Here is a 14,747-nt window from a genome sequence, read left to right as displayed (position 1 = left end):
GTCAGTCCTTGGGACGGTACGTCGTCGGCTCGACCGGGACCTTGATCGTGACGGGGTCGGAGGTGGCGAAGTGCAGGGTGAATTCGACCTTCTCACCGACCTTCGGGCGGTGGACCAGTTTTGTCAGCATCAGATGATCGCCGCCGCTGGTCAGCTTCAGTTCGCCGTTCGCGGGCACGTCGAGCGAGCCGGCCTGCTTCATCTGGGTGCCCTTGGTGGTGTGCATCGTGACGTCGCGGGCGAGCGGGGTGGTGACGGACGTCAGCTTGTCCGCGCCGCCCCCCTTGTTGGTCACGGTCAGGAAGCCCGCCGCCATGTCGGCCATCGCGGGCCGCGGGATGTACGCGCCGCCGACGGACAGCTCGGGGCGGTCCCCGCCGCCGTCGTCGCCGCCGCAGGCGGTGAGCGTGCCGGTCAGTCCGAGGGCGAGGGCGGCCGCGGCGGCGGCCCGGTGCCGCGCGGTCACGGGTTCTCCCCCTTGATGATCTTCGGGAGGTCCTTGGCGTACTGCTGGGGCGAGGTCGACGTGGTGTAGATCCAGTGGCCCTTGTCGTCCTTGGGCGAGAAGCCCATCACCTGGGCGCCGTGGTTGACGAGGACGCTGCCGTCCTTCTCCTTCTTCGGCTTCTCGATGAAGATGCCGAGCGGCTTGGCCCCGGCCTGGATGGTGTCGAAGTCGCCGGTCAGCCCGACGAAATCCTTGCCGCCCTGGGCGTCCAGCCACTTGCGCATCCGCTCCGGGGTGTCGCGCTCCGGGTCGGTGGTGACGAACACGACCCGCAGCTTCTCCCGCTCGGCCTTGGACAGCTTGGACACGGCGATGCCGAGGTTGCTCATGGTCAGGGGGCAGACGTCCGGGCAGTGGGTGTAGCCGAAGAAGACCAGGGTCGGGCGGCCCTTGGTCTCCTTGAGCAGGTCGTACTTCTTGCCCTCGGTGTTGGTGAGGACCAGGTCGGGCTTGGTCTTGGCGTCGTTGTTCAGGACGATCGCCTGTCCCGTCTTCCGGCCGCCCGAGACGCTGGCGGCGCTGTTCCCCTTGTCACCGCCGTCGCCGGAGCCGCAGGCGGTGAGGGTGAGCGCTGCGGCGACGACGAGGGCGGAGCCCAGGATCTTGGTGCGCATGGAGCTGTTCTCCAAAAGAGATCGTTGGATCGGTGGTGCGTGACGGCGGCGGGTCCGCGGCCCGCCGCCGGGCGTTCCGCGGCGCCGGGTCGGGACGCGCGGACACGCCGTGCCGTCACGCGGGGTACCGGCTGGTCAGGCGGAGCGGCGGCGGCCCGCGAGGACACCGAAGGTGACTCCGGCGGCGCCGATGACGATGCCCGCGATGCCCAGCACCCGTGCGGTGGTGTCGGTGCCGTCGCCGCCCGACTCCGACGCGGTCTTCGCCGTGTCGCCGGACGCCGTGGCCTTCGTCCCCTCGGCGTCGCCCGCGCCCGCGGAGCCGTGCCCGTGCGAGCCCTCGGCCGCGTCGGCGAGCTTGAGGACCGGCGCCGGGTTCTCGGGCTCGGGCGCACCCTTCTCGGGCTCCTCGATCCAGCGCACGACCTGCTTGTCGTCGTACGTCTGGAGGGCCTTGAAGGCGAGCTGGTCGGCGTCCTCCGGCAGCGGGCCGACCGAGACCGGGAACTGCTGGAACATGCCCGGATCGATCGTGCCGCCGGTCCAGGTGATCTTGGTGACCGCCTCGGTCACCTTGCCGTCGTCCGTCTCGATGGGCTTCGGCAGCTTGGACTTGGTGACCTTCACGTCCCAACCGGGCACCGGCTGGGGCATCACGGAGGCGAGCGGATGGTCGGTGGGCAGGTTGACCTCGAGCTTGACGGTCGAGGAGTCGTCCCGCTCGTTGGGCACCTTGAAGTCGACGGTGCTGTAGCCGCCCTTCTCGGCCTGCTCCGGCTGCACGGTGACGTGCGCGAAGGCGGGGCCCGCGAGCAGCACCAGGGCGCCCGCGGTGAGACCTCCGAGAACCGGCAGACGGCGACGACGCTTGGCGTTCATGTCAAACGCTCCAGATGAGGAGTGATCGGTGGGGTGGCGCGCGTGCGGCTCCGGCGCGGCCACCCTCCGGTCCCGCTGGAGGAGTGTCGCGTCGCTCAGGCCGCGAGGTCGCAAGCCGGCGGTCCCCGCCGGATCACGCTGTGCTGGAGGGCGACGGCCGTCGCCCCGCCCTCGTCCGCCCCGTCCGTGCGCGGGCGGGGCGGCGCGGCGCCGGACGCGGCGTCCATGAGCCCGGTGAGCAGCGTCCGTACGAGGCCCAGCGCGGCGCGCAGCGACCGTACGAGCGCCGCCTCCGCGACCCCGCGCGCCCCGTCCAGCGACAGCCGTACCGCCCGCCACACGGCCTGATCGCCGCGGCGCAGCAGCCAGCCGACGGCGAGCGCGGCCAGCAGATGGCCCAGGGTCATCGGCAGCGACGGCAGCAGGGCCGTCAGGCCCATGGGGTGCGCGGGGTCGGGCGTCGCGGTGGACGGCGCGGCGTGCAGGGACGACGGGTCGATGCCCGACCGGGCGACGATCCGGTGCGCCGTGGCCGCGTCGAGGCGGCCGGGGAGCGTGGTGCACAGCAGCTTCGCCGCCATGCCGATGACGCGGCCGTCGGCGGCGTCCGCGCGGTGGGCGGCCTCCGCTGCGGCGGCCGCCTGCTGCCCGTAGCCGAAGAGGGAGTGCAGCGCGAGCTGCCCCAGGGCCAGCACCGACGCGATCCCGGGCAGCGACCGCTCCCGCCCGGCCAGCGGCAGCGCCACCGCGAACATCGCCGCGGCGCCCACGCCGAGCGTCCACAGCGGCACGGTGGCACAGGACGCCAGCACATGCCCCGCCGCGGACAGCACGACACAGACCGCGGTGAACACCGCGGCCCGCAACATGCGCAGATCGGCACCCGCACGGGCGACAGGGGAAGCCATGGCCGCGCCATCATCCCACTGGGTAAACGCGTTCCCTACGGCGGGTAGGGCGTACCGGCGCACACCGGGACAGGCCTATACACCGGTGCGCCTACCGCGCGCGTCCGCCGAATGAGCGGAGTCACGTCAATCGGACGCTTACGGACCATGGACCCAGGCAATACGTAACGGTATGTCGAGCCGCGGCCGGGAGGCTGGAGCATGAGCATCTGGTGGTCACTCCATTTGCCCCGCGAGGCGGCGAGCGTTCCGCTCGCACGACGACTGCTCCTCGGCACCATGGAGACGGCCGGAGTCGATCCGGAGATCTCCTACGACCTGTCGGTCGCCCTTTCCGAGGCATGCGCGAACGCGGTGGAGCACGGCGGCAGCGACGGTACGGGCGGGGACTACCGCGTCACGGCCTTCATCGACGGCGACACCTGCCGCATCGAGGTCACCGACTCGGGTCCCGGCTTCGCCCGCCGGGGCACCGTGCGCCGTGAATCGCGCACCCGGAGCGAGCGGCGTCCGGCATCGGCGCCGAGGCCGCAGCACCCGCACAGTCCGGCTCCCGCGCACGCGGAGCACGGGCGGGGGCTCTTTCTCATCGAGGCCCTCACCGACCACGTCCGCTACCGCGACCGACCGGGCCGCGGCGGGGTGGTGGTGAGTTTCGACAAGATCCTCAAGTGGCGCGAGGACTCGCTGCTCAGAGCGTCGTGAGCGGAGAACCCCGCCTCGTCGTCCTCGCCGAACCGGCACCCCGGGCGCCGTCGGCCCCCGGTGCGCCGTCGGGCAGCGCCCGGCACAGCGCCTCCAAGGCCCCCGCGAATGCGTGGTCGGGCGGGGTCGCATATCCCACCACCAGGCCCTCAGGGGCCGGGCCGACGGCATCGGGGTGGCGGTAGTCGGCCAGCCCGTCGAGGGCGAGCCCTTGGCGGGCGGCGGCCCGCACGGCGGAACGCTCGGTGCCGGGCGGTAGCGCGAGGACCGCGTGCAGCCCGGCGGCGATGCCGGAGACCCGGATGTGCGGGGCGCGCTCGGCGAGGGCGGCCACCAGCTGGTCGCGGCGGCGCCGGTAGCGCTGACGCATCCGGCGCACATGGCGGTCGTAGCCGCCGGACTCCAGGAAGTCCGCGAGCGTCAGCTGATCGAGGGCGCTCACCCACCCCTCGCGCTCCCCCTTGGCGGCCAGCGCCTCGTCCACCAGCGCGTCCGGCAGGACCATCCAGCCCAGCCGCAGCGCGGGCGAAAGGCTCTTGCTGACCGAGCCGACGTACAGCACGCGGTCGGGGTCGAGGCCCTGGACGGCGCCCACCGGCCGCCGGTCGTAGCGGAACTCCCCGTCGTAGTCGTCCTCCACGATCAGCCCGCCCCGCGCCCGCGCCCAGTCGACGGCCGTGGCGCGCCGCTCCGGATGCAGCGGTCCACCGGTCGGGAACTGATGGGCGGGGGTGAGCAGCACGGTCGTCACGCCCCGCAGCTCCCGGCGGGTGGCCAGCTCCTCGGTGCGGGCGCCGTCCTCGTCCAGCGGGAGCGGCACCGTCCGGATTCCGGCGTCGGCCAGCAGCGAACGGTGAAAGTCCAGGCCGTACGCCTCGACGGCCGCCTTGTGGCGCAGTGCGCGGGTTCCGCTCAGCAGCCGCAGGGCGTGCGCGAAGCCCGAGCAGATCACGATCCGGTCCGGGTCGGTGCGCACGCCGCGGGCCCGGGCGAGGTAGTCGGCCAGGGCGCGGCGCAGCTCGGGGCGGCCGTGTGGATCACCGGGGCCGAACGCCTCGCTGGGCGCGGCGGTCAGCGCGCGCCGGGTCGAGGCCAGCCAGGCGGTGCGCGGGAAGGCGGCGGCGTCCGGGCTGCCCTGGAGCAGGTTGTGGACGGGGCGCGGGGCGTCCTCCGGGGCGCGCCCGGTGCGTACGGGGGGCTGGTGGCCGCCGGTCCGGCTGCCGTCCGCCCGCGCCGCGGACTGCCGGGTGCGCCGGGCCGGGGGCGGGTCGGCCCGGGGCGCCACGCGCGTGCCCGAGCCCTGGCGGGCGGTGAGCCAGCCCTCGGCGACCAGCTCCGCGTACGCGGCGGCGACCGTGTTGCGGGCGATGCCGAGGTCGGCGGCGAGCGAGCGATAGGGCGGCAGCCGGGTGCCGGGAGCGAGCCGCCCGCCTCGTATGGCGTCCCGCAGCGCGCGCATCAGGGCGCCGCGGCGGCCGCCCGCCGCGGCCAGCTCCAGATGCAGATCACTGCCCAGGGCCTCCGCCGAATTGACCCATGATTCCGCCATGGACACGCACCCTATCGGCGGTCAATGACAGGCGGCCAATGACAGGCGGCCAACGACGGGCGATCAACGACAGGCGGTCAACGACGGCGGGGGAGCGGCGCGCCCGCCGCTCCCCCGCCAGGGTCCTGCTGCGTCGAGGTCCCGCCTCGTCTCAGCTCCGCCGGCCGATGATCCGGGCCATCCACGCCTCGACGTCATCGGCGGTCCGCGGCAGCCCCGCCGACAGGTTGCGGTTGCCGTCCTCCGTCACGAGGATGTCGTCCTCGATCCGGACCCCGATGCCCCGGTACTCCTCGGGCACGGTCAGGTCGTCCGGCTGGAAGTAGAGGCCGGGCTCGACGGTGAGGCACATGCCGGGCTCCAGCGTGCCCTCCACGTACGTCTCGGTGCGGGCCACGGCGCAGTCGTGCACGTCCAGGCCGAGCATGTGGCCGGTGCCGTGCAGCGTCCAGCGGCGCTGGAGCCCCAGCTCCAGAACGCGCTCGACCGGGCCCTCGACCAGGCCCCATTCGACGAGCTTGGTGGCCAGGACGCGCTGGGCGGCGTCGTGGAAGTCGCGGTACTTCGCGCCCGGCTTGACCGCCGCGATGCCCGCCTCCTGCGCCTCGTACACCGCGTCGTAGATCTTCCGCTGGAGCGGGCTGTAGCTGCCATTGACCGGCAGGGTGCGGGTGACGTCCGCGGTGTAGAGGGTGGTGGTCTCGACCCCGGCGTCGAGGAGGAGCAGGTCGCCGGAGCGGACCGGGCCGTCGTTGCGCACCCAGTGGAGGGTGGTGGCGTGCGGACCGGCGGCGCAGATCGAGCCGTAGCCGACGTCGTTCCCCTCGACGCGGGCGCGCAGGAAGAACGTCCCTTCGATGTAGCGCTCGGAGGTCGCCTCCGCCTTGTCGAGGACCTTCACGACGTCCTCGAAGCCCCGCACGGTCGAGTCGACGGCCGCCTGGAGCTGGGCGATCTCGAAGTCGTCCTTGACCAGGCGCTGCTCGCTGAGGAAGACCCGCAGCTCCTCGTCGCGCTCGGCGGTGACCTTGTCGGTCAGCGCCGCCTCGATCCCCGCGTCATGGCCGCGCACGACGCGCACCGGGCCGGTCGCGGCGCCGAGCCGGTCGGCCAGCTCGCGCACGTCCTTGGCGGGCAGGCCCAGGAGCCGCTCGGCCTCGCCGAGGCTGTGCCGCCGCCCGACCCACAGCTCGCCCTGGCCGTCCAGCCAGAACTCGCCGTTCTCCCGGTTGGAGCGCGGCAGGAGGTACACGGTCGCCTTGTGGCCGCCGCCCGCGTCCGGCTCCAGCACCAGGACGCCGTTCTCCGTCTGGTCGCCGGTGAGGTACGCGTACTCGGTCGCGGCGCGGAAGCTGTACTCCGTGTCGTTGGAGCGGGTGCGGAGGTTGCCCGCGGGGATGACCAGGCGCTCGCCGGGGAAGCGCGCGGAGAGCGCGGCGCGGCGGCGGGCGGTGTTCGGGGCCTGTTCGATGGGGCTCAGGTCGTGCAGCTCGGTGTCCGCCCAGCCGGACTTCATGTTCTCGGCAAGCTCGTCGGACAAGCCCGGGTAGAGGCCGTTCTTCCGCTGCTTGATGGGCTGCCCCTCGGCCTCCGGGGTCTCCAGGGCGTCAGGAGTGGGCTCCTCGGTCACGTCATCCTCCTCGAACTGGACCTCTCCCATGGTAGGTCCGGGGATACGGGCCCCGGGAGACGTTATGGGCACCCCTGATCAGCCGCCCGATCAGCCGCTGATCAGTCGCTGGAGGGGTCGCTGGAGGGGGCCGCTGGACGGGCCGCTCGATCGGCCGCCGCTCAGTCGAAGTGGGCGACGAGCAGGACGATGTCCTCCCCGCCGTCCTCCCCGCCCATCCCCGCGCGGGGCCCGTTCCCCGCGTCACGGGTCTCGCCGGGCTCGCCGCTGTCGCCGGGGAACATCGCCAGCAGCACATGGTCCGCGAAGGCGTCCGGATCGGCGCGCACCGCCCTGGGGGCGCCCGCCGCGGCCGCGTGCAGCCGCGCGAAGGCCCGGTCCATCGGCTCACCGGTGCGGTGGAGCAGCCCGTCGCTGTAGAACAAAAGCGTTTCTCCGCAGGCGGGCTCGATCTCCACGCTCGGCGCCTCCCAGCAGGAGAGCATGCCCAGCGGCGCGGACAGCGTGGTCTCCACGAACTCCGTGCGCCGCTCCCCGGTGATCAGCGGCGGACAGTGCCCCGCCCCCGCCAGCAGCACCCGGCGCGCCCCGGGCTCGCAGTAGGCGAACAGGGCGGTCGCGGAGCGGGCGGGCTCGGTGAGCCGCAGCAGCAGCTCCAGATCGGAGAGCACGGCGACCGGATCCTCGCCCTCCATCACGGCGTACGCGCGGAGCGAGGCCCGCAGCCGCCCCATCGCGACGATGGTGCCGGGCCCGGAACCGGTGACCGCGCCGACCGAGAGGCCGAGGGCGCCGTCCGGCAGCGGCAGCGCGTCGTACCAGTCCCCGCCGCCCCGCGGGCCGGGGCGGTGGCGCACGGCCAGGCGCACCCCGGGAAGCCGCGGCAGCCGGGTGGGCAGCAGCTCCTCCCGGACGGTCGCCACGGTGGCGCGGGCGCGGGCCAGCTCGATCAGCCGGGTGATGTGGGCGGCGGCGTAACGGCAGTACAGGGCCACCAGATGACGCTGGTGCTCCTCGGGCTCGGCCGGTTCGTCGTAGAGCCAGGCGACCGCGCCGAGGCGCCCCGCGGGCACGCCCGCCATGCCGGGGGCACCGGCCGGGGCGGGGGCCTGCGCGGCGCCCTGCCCCGCGCCAGGCGCCGTACGGCCGCCCGCGCCCGGGGACGCGTCCTCGGCGGCGGGGGCGGGGACGGTGGTGAGTCCGGGGCGGGGGCCGGGGCCGGGCAACGGGTCCAGCGGGACCGCGTAGCTGGCGGCGAAGCCGAGGCGTGCGGCGACCTCGCGGTGGCGTGGGTGGAGACCGGTCTCGCCCGCGATGTCGGGGTGGGCGACATCGGCGCGCCGCTTGCCGCCCGGCTCGGGCAGCCCGTCGAGGAGATGGCCGCCGGGCGTGGAGCTGCCCGGGATCGTCTCGATCTGACCGAGGTCGGCGCGGCCGAGGCCGAGGCCGACGGTGGTCACAGGGCCTTGTCCGTCCGCCGGTTCGAGCGCGACCAGCCCGCGCTGCGCGCCCACGAGCGCGGCGCCCGCGCGCAGCAGCTCCCTCAGCGCCTCATCGAGGGTGCTGGTGTGGACCAGCCGCTCGGTGAGTTCGTGAAGCGTCGTGAGGTCCGAGACCCACCCGGCGAGCCGGTCCTGAACACCGGGTTCGGGCGCGGCGAGGGGCTGGCCGATGGGGTCGGCAGTTTGCGTGGGTGCGGGGAGGGAAGAATCGATTCCAGCCACTTTCGGCGGATGGGGCGAGTTCATGGACCGCTGCCTTCACCCGTCGCGCCCAGCTTGCTCAATAGCATCGCAAACCCCCTGTCATGCTGCGCCGCTACTGTGCCGCTACTGTCTCCAGATGTACACGCACGGGAGAGGCGATGTCCAGCATTGTCCCGGTGGTCTTGTTAGTGTCTGTGGGGAATTGAACTTGGCTGAAAAAAAGTCGTTACGCTGTCAATTTGAGGTCGACTGACGTCATTCGACAGCGCGTCGTCTCCATCGCGGCGGGTACACATTCGGAGAGGGCCTGGGGCAGATCGGACCGCCCCGGAACCCCGTGGCCGGTCCAGGCGTCATAGACCACAACGGCCGCGCCCCTCCCCGAGTGGCGAGGAAACGCACCACCCAGGACGGTAAGCGCCATGCGCGCGCCACCCCTCGCCACGTTCCACGCTCGGCCCGCGGCGTGATGCGCTGCCTTGTACGCGCAGTGACTTGTGATCCACGTGCTGTGAGTGGCCGAACGACGCCCGGCAGCGCCACGTAGTGCCATGTGAAGTGCCATGTAGTGCGAACGGATACAGCCCTCGGCGTTAACGGAAAGGAACGAGCGCTCATGCGCGAGATCCTCGGAAGGCGACGCAAGTTCTCGCTGCGGCGCGGCGCACGCTCGCCGCTGCTCCGCGCGGCGCTCACCTGCGCCACCGAGTGGCAGTGGCCCGTCCTGCCGGGCATCGGCCTCCAATCCGGCGGCGGACGCATGCGGGTGTGCGGCTGTCCCGACCCGGACTGCGCGGTGCCGGGCGCCCACCCCTTCGACCCCGTTCTCCTCGCGGCCACTACGGATCCGCGCATGGTGCGCTGGTGGTGGACCAACCGCCCCGGTGCGCCGCTCCTCCTCGCCACCGGCGGCACGGCCCCGTGCGCGCTCAGCCTGCCCGCAGTCGCCGGGGCCCGGGCGCTGGCCGCCTTCGACCGGGCGGGCGTCCGGCTCGGCCCGGTGGTCGCCACGCCCACCCGCTGGTCGCTGCTGGTGGCCCCGTACTCCCTCGAAGAGCTGGGGGAGCTCCTCAACCGCCAGGACTGGGTGCCCAGCTCGCTGCGGTTCCACGGAGAGGGCGGCTATCTGGTGCTGCCGCCGTCGCAGACCGGGCTGGGCCGGGTGCGCTGGGAGCGCGCGCCGCAGCGCCGCCGCGGGCGGCCCTGGCTGCCGGAGGTGGCCACCGTGGTGGACGCGCTCGTCGAGGCGAGCAGCAGCGCGCCCGACGGGGGCAGCCGGCTCGCGTACTGACCCGGGACGTCCCTCGCACCATCCGATGCATCTGCACACGCGGCGCGGCCCACGGCCTCGCCGCGTGTCGTGCGTTCGGGTGATCTTCGGGGGCCCGGTGCCGATCCGAGGCCCTGTCCGCGGCAGGGGCAACTCCCGCGCCGCCGCGGCCCGTTGGGCCGTACCGGACCCGTGCGTTCCGGTTCCGGACATGGAAGCGCCCGGTCGCTGGCGACGGGGGATGCACCAGCGACCGGGCTTTTAGAACCGTAACAAGAGATCGGCCCTAAGCAAATTCGATCGCGGATTTCCGGACGCGTATTTCCAGGGCGTAACCGCGAGTTGTGAGCAGGGTCACGCCTCTCGACCGCTCGGTCTACCCGCCGGGGTGCTCAGCTGAGCGTCACCTGACGGTTGGTGAGACCACCCCGGGCGCGCCGCTGTTCGGCGGTGAGCGGCTCGTCCGAGGCGAGGGCCTCGCCCAGCCGCTCCGCCAGCTCCGCGGCCGGCTTCTCGGTCTCCTCGGCGCCCATGCCGCGGGGCAGGTCCCACACCGGCACGGTGAGCCCGTGGGCCCGGAAAGAGCCCACCAGACGGGTGCCTTCGCCCAGTGAGGACGCCCCCGCCGCATGCAGCCGTGCGAGCGCGTCGAGCAGCTTCTCCTCGGGGTGGGGCATCACCCAGCGCAGGTGGTTCTTCTCCGGCGTCTCGCACCAGTAGGCGGCCTCCACACCGGTGAGCCGGGCGGTCGGGATCGCGGCGGCATTGGCCCGTTCCAGGGACGCGGCGACCTCCCCGGTCGCGTTCGCGGCGTCCTCCAGCCAGAACTCGAACCCCTCGTGCAGGGTCGGCGTGAAAGCGCCCTTCGGGTCGAGCAGATCTTGTAGGCGCGGACCGTCGCCGGGTGCCCGCTGGGCCGACACCGGCGTGCCGGGCTCGGCGATCAGCGCGCGCCGCAGCGTGTCGGCCAGATCGCGGCTGAGGTCGCCGGAGGCCGTGTCGTTCTGGAGACCGAGCAGCACGGCGCCGCTGTCCCGGCGCAGCGCGGGCCAGGCCATCGGCAGCACGGTCGCCAGGGTGACGGACGGCACACCCTCGGGCAGCCCCTCGGCGAGGGCCAGGCGGACGGTCGCGGCGGGCACCAGCTCGCGCAGCGCCACCCAGTCGCATTCGCCGGGGAGCCCCTCGAAGGGCCGCTGCACCAGTTCGGTGACGGCGTGGGCGGCTTCCCGGCCGTGGCAGGCCTTGTAGCGGCGGCCCGAACCGCACGGGCAGGGCTCCCGCGCACCGACCACGGGGATGTCGCCCGTGGCGCCCCGTGGTCCTGCGGCCTTCGTCTGGGGGCGGCGCTTCTTGGCCATGGTGTGGCTGTCTCCCGATCGTGGCGGCTCAGGGCTCGTGCGTACGGCTCGGATGCGGCTCGAGATGTGCTCGTATCGGCTACGGGCTCGTATCGGCGCGTACGTCGTCGTACGGCTACGCGTACGGGCGGGAGCCTAGCCCTTCGGCCGAACCTCGTCGGCCAGATGCGCCGCGTCGGTCACGCCAGCTCGTCCAGATCGGCGAAGCCCAGCTCGCGATCGAAATCAGGATCGATGTTCGTGTCGATATTCGCCACGAGACCTGCACCGGCGCCCGCGCCGCCGTTCGCGCCGCTCTTCGCGCCGCCGTTCGCGCCGCTCTTCGCGCCGCCGTTCGTACGGAGACCGGGCTCCAGCTCCGCGCGCAGCTCCGCGCCGAGGCCGGTCGGCAACATGACCCGGCCGGAGAAGCCGGCGTCGGCCGGGAGGAGGGCCCAGACGGTGACCTCGCCCCTGCCGTCCCGCACGCCCCACTCGTCGGCCAGGGACCTGATGATGTTCAGCCCACGGCCACCGCGGGCCGTCACGGAAGGTTTGGCCGGAAGTGGTCTTGTGGGGCCACCGCCATCGGTGACTTCGACCGTCACCCGATCGTCTTCATCGACGCTCCACGCCGCGAGAACCGTCCCGCCGCCAGGGCCGGAGCGCCATGGGCTGCCATGCCGCCACGCATTGCTGAGTAGTTCCGAAAGGATCAACACTGCGTCGTCTATGACCGAATCCGATACCCCAGTCCTGCCCAAATCGCCGCGCATCCACTGTCTTGCCGCGCGGACGCCCGCAGGACCATGGGGTACGGCCATGGTCGACGACGTCGGCACCTTCTGTGCCACCACCAACGCCACCCCCGAGACCTCCTTAGCCCCACGCCAGGGGATGGATGCCCCGATGGGCTGGAGCGGAAACCGGCCAAGTGGCATCGTGTGACGCACTCGTCACGATCGAATACGTAACGAACGCGCCGGTGCACGCCTTGTAATGCCCACTATGAGCGTCCGAGTTGGGACAGTACCTGTTTGGGGCGATTCGTGATCAGTGCGTCGACGCCCAAGCGCACGCACAGCTCGACATCGGCCGGTTCGTCGACGGTCCACACGTGCACTCGGTGCCCCGCGCGCTGGAGTCGCGCCACATACGTCGGGTGGTTGCGCACGATCCGGATGCTGGGCCCCGCGATCCGCACCCCCGGCGGGAGCTGCCCGTCCCGGTGGCGCGGCAGGACGAACTGCATCAGATAGACGGTGGGGATGGCCGGCGCCGCGATCCGCACCCGGTGCAGCGAGCGCGCCGAGAAGCTCATCACGCGCACGGACGGCGGCTCGCCGGGCGGCGGCGCGTCGAGCCCGTACCGGCGCAGCAGCTGGATCAGCCGGTCCTCGACCTGACCCGCCCAGCGGGTGGGGTGCTTGGTCTCGATAGCCAGTTCGACATGGCGTCCGGCGTCGGCGATCAGCCCCAGCAGCCGTTCGAGGGTGAGGACGGACGTACTGTCGCGGCTCCTCCGGTCCGGCGCCTCCTTGTCGGTGGCCTGCCCCTTCCAGGAGCCGAAGTCGAGGGCCGCGAGATCGGCCAGCTCCAGCCCGGAGACCGCGCCGCGGCCGTTGGACGTGCGGTCGATGCGCCGGTCGTGGACGCAGACGAGGTGACCGTCGGCGGTCAGCCGGACATCGCATTCGAGGGCGTCGGCGCCGTCCTCGATCGCCCTGCGGTACGCGGCCAGGGTGTGCTCCGGCGCGTCCTCGGAGGCCCCGCGGTGGGCCACGACGGACACGGTGTGCGGACCCGGGCGGATGTCCCGGTCAGAACGCGCATAGGTCACCGCGTTATGGTGCCACCGCCCGGTGTCCATCGGTGGAAGGTTCCTCTTCCGGCCGTTGCCCGGAATGGCGATAGGGCGAATTGTCCGGGATAAAGGGTGGTAGTCCACACGGCCGCCGCTCCTTACGGCGGTCTGACGCGCTGTGGGAAAAGCTGACAACGGTAATACGTACGCGTGGGCCGTCATGGAAAAACTGTCGTGCACCTGAGGAGACAGCTGTGAGCACCGAGAACGAGGGCGCTGCCGTACCGCCTGCGGCCGGGCCGCAACCGGCCCCTCCGGCGCCGCACCCTAACCCCGCGGTGCCGCCCGCCCCGGACTTCGAGCCCACCGCGGGCGCGAAGCCGGACGCGCCGGACGCGCGGCCGGAGGCGCCGGACGCGCCGATAAGCCCGGCCCCGGACCAGATGGCGAAGGCGGGCGACCCGGCGCCGTCCCCCACCCCTCCGGCTCAGCCCCCGGCCCCCACCCAGCCCCCGGCGGCGTTCGCGTCGACCGGTGCGGGCGACCCCGGCGGTACCCCCGGCTACGGCGCCCCCGGCTCCGGCGCCGGGCAGTGGCCCGCCGACGGCGGACAGCCGGGCGGCCCGGTCGGCCCCGGCGCCGGCGGCCAGGGCGGCGGCCCGTGGGGAACCGCCCCCGTACCGCCCCCTCCCGGTACGCCTGAGCGCAAGCCGCGCGGGCTCGTGGCCGCCGTCCTGGCCGCCGTGCTGGTCGCGGGCGGCATCGGCGGCGGCGTCGGCTTCTGGGCCGCCGACCGGGAGAACGACAGCGGCGACACCACCACCGTCTCCGCCGTCGGCAACCCGAAGGCGGGAAGCCGCGCCCCCGGCTCCGTGTCCAACATCGCGGGCAAGACCCTCCCCAGCGTCGTCACCATCGAGGCGCAGGGCAACAACGGTGAGAGCGGCACCGGCACCGGCTTCGTCTACGACAAGCAGGGCCACATCCTCACCAACAACCACGTCGTCGCCTCCGCCGCCGACAACGGCAAGCTCACGGCCACCTTCTCCAACGGCAAGCGGTACACCGCCGAGGTCGTCGGCAAGGCCCAGGGCTACGACGTCGCCGTCATCAAGCTCAAGAACGCCTCCGGCGCCAAGCTCAACCCGCTGCCGCTCGGCGACTCCGACAAGGTCGTCGTCGGCGACGCCACGGTCGCCATCGGCGCCCCCTTCGGCCTCTCCGGCACCGTCACCACCGGCATCGTGAGCGCCAAGAACCGGCCGGTCGCCTCCAGCGACGGCGGCGGTGGCAGCGCCTCCTACATGAGCGCCCTCCAGACCGACGCCTCCATCAACCCCGGCAACTCCGGCGGCCCGCTGCTCAACGCGGACGGCGGCGTCATCGGCATCAACTCGGCCATCCAGTCCGCGGGCAGCGGCAGCGGCCTCGGCGAGTCCCAGCAGTCCGGCAGCATCGGCCTCGGCTTCGCCATCCCGATCAACACGGCGAAGAACGTCGCCCGGCAGCTGATCAAGACCGGTCAGCCGGTCTACCCGGTGATCGAGGCCACGGTCAGCATGAAGGACACCAGCGCGGGCGCCACCATCGCCGCCAACGGCGCCGGCGGCAGCCCCGCCGTCGTCCCCGGCGGCCCGGCCGCCAAGGCGGGCCTCAAGTCCGGCGACGTGATCACCAAGCTCGACGACACCGTGATCGACAGCGGCCCGACCCTGATCAGCGAGATCTGGACCCACAAGCCCGGCGACAAGGTCACCCTCACCTACAAGCGCGACGGCAAGACGTCAACGGTCGACGTCACCCTGGGGCAGCGCAAGGGAGACAGCTGACACGC

General features: G+C 73.0%; 13 protein-coding genes. 3 read left to right on the top strand and 10 right to left on the bottom strand.

Annotated features, from left to right (window positions below):
• Position 1: 1 nt before the first annotated feature.
• The 4 genes from HYQ63_RS21450 to HYQ63_RS21435 form a co-directional block, all read right to left on the bottom strand.
• Positions 2–466, bottom strand: coding sequence for a copper chaperone PCu(A)C (locus HYQ63_RS21450; RefSeq protein WP_179935417.1), 465 nt, complete (start codon positions 464–466; stop codon positions 2–4).
• Entirely contained in the window at positions 463–1,122 is a 660-nt protein-coding gene (locus HYQ63_RS21445; RefSeq protein WP_179935416.1) for an SCO family protein, read from the bottom strand. Before HYQ63_RS21445 ends, HYQ63_RS21450 begins: the two co-directional genes overlap by 4 nt.
• Before the next feature lie 135 nt (positions 1,123–1,257).
• Positions 1,258–2,001, bottom strand: coding sequence for a YcnI family protein (locus HYQ63_RS21440; RefSeq protein WP_179935415.1), 744 nt, complete (start codon positions 1,999–2,001; stop codon positions 1,258–1,260).
• Positions 2,002–2,096: 95 nt separating this feature from the next.
• Complete coding sequence (locus HYQ63_RS21435; protein ID WP_179935414.1) at positions 2,097–2,909, bottom strand: hypothetical protein; 813 nt, start codon at positions 2,907–2,909, stop codon at positions 2,097–2,099.
• A gap of 201 nt (positions 2,910–3,110) precedes the next feature.
• On the opposite strand from HYQ63_RS21435, the gene HYQ63_RS21430 reads away from it, so the two are divergent.
• Entirely contained in the window at positions 3,111–3,614 is a 504-nt protein-coding gene (locus HYQ63_RS21430; RefSeq protein WP_179935413.1) for an ATP-binding protein, read from the top strand.
• Here the strand turns inward: HYQ63_RS21430 and HYQ63_RS21425 are convergent.
• The 3 genes from HYQ63_RS21425 to HYQ63_RS21415 all read right to left on the bottom strand — a co-directional run bounded on the left by HYQ63_RS21425 (position 3,601) and on the right by HYQ63_RS21415 (position 8,541).
• Positions 3,601–5,163, bottom strand: a complete 1,563-nt coding sequence (locus tag HYQ63_RS21425) for a PLP-dependent aminotransferase family protein (protein WP_257232002.1) — start codon at positions 5,161–5,163, stop codon at positions 3,601–3,603. The genes HYQ63_RS21430 and HYQ63_RS21425 overlap by 14 nt on opposite strands.
• A gap of 151 nt (positions 5,164–5,314) precedes the next feature.
• Positions 5,315–6,823, bottom strand: a complete 1,509-nt coding sequence (locus HYQ63_RS21420; RefSeq protein ID WP_257232001.1) for an aminopeptidase P family protein — start codon at positions 6,821–6,823, stop codon at positions 5,315–5,317.
• Positions 6,824–6,954: 131 nt separating this feature from the next.
• Positions 6,955–8,541: a PP2C family protein-serine/threonine phosphatase gene (locus HYQ63_RS21415; RefSeq protein ID WP_179935411.1), complete on the bottom strand. Its 1,587-nt coding sequence runs from the start codon at positions 8,539–8,541 to the stop codon at positions 6,955–6,957.
• Positions 8,542–9,115: 574 nt separating this feature from the next.
• On the opposite strand from HYQ63_RS21415, the gene HYQ63_RS21410 reads away from it, so the two are divergent.
• On the top strand, positions 9,116–9,790 hold the full coding sequence (locus tag HYQ63_RS21410; RefSeq protein ID WP_179935410.1) for a bifunctional DNA primase/polymerase: 675 nt from the start codon (positions 9,116–9,118) through the stop codon (positions 9,788–9,790).
• A 371-nt stretch (positions 9,791–10,161) separates the two neighbouring features.
• Here the strand turns inward: HYQ63_RS21410 and HYQ63_RS21405 are convergent, their stop codons facing one another.
• From HYQ63_RS21405 to HYQ63_RS21395, 3 genes are all read right to left on the bottom strand, one after another.
• Positions 10,162–11,130 (bottom strand): DUF5926 family protein, encoded by a 969-nt coding sequence (locus HYQ63_RS21405; RefSeq protein ID WP_179935409.1) that lies wholly within the window; start codon positions 11,128–11,130, stop codon positions 10,162–10,164.
• Positions 11,131–11,309: 179 nt separating this feature from the next.
• Complete coding sequence (locus HYQ63_RS21400) at positions 11,310–11,975, bottom strand: ATP-binding protein (protein WP_373689129.1); 666 nt, start codon at positions 11,973–11,975, stop codon at positions 11,310–11,312.
• Positions 11,976–12,115: 140 nt separating this feature from the next.
• Positions 12,116–12,949: a glycerophosphodiester phosphodiesterase gene (locus HYQ63_RS21395; protein WP_179935408.1), complete on the bottom strand. Its 834-nt coding sequence runs from the start codon at positions 12,947–12,949 to the stop codon at positions 12,116–12,118.
• Positions 12,950–13,167: 218 nt separating this feature from the next.
• Between HYQ63_RS21395 and HYQ63_RS21390 the strand changes: the two genes are divergently transcribed.
• Positions 13,168–14,742: a S1C family serine protease gene (locus HYQ63_RS21390; RefSeq protein WP_179935407.1), complete on the top strand. Its 1,575-nt coding sequence runs from the start codon at positions 13,168–13,170 to the stop codon at positions 14,740–14,742.
• Positions 14,743–14,747 lie beyond the last annotated feature (5 nt).

The organism is Streptomyces sp. Rer75, from assembly GCF_013414305.1.
GTDB lineage: Bacteria > Actinomycetota > Actinomycetes > Streptomycetales > Streptomycetaceae > Streptomyces > Streptomyces himastatinicus.
This window is presented reverse-complemented; position numbering and strand designations above follow the sequence as displayed.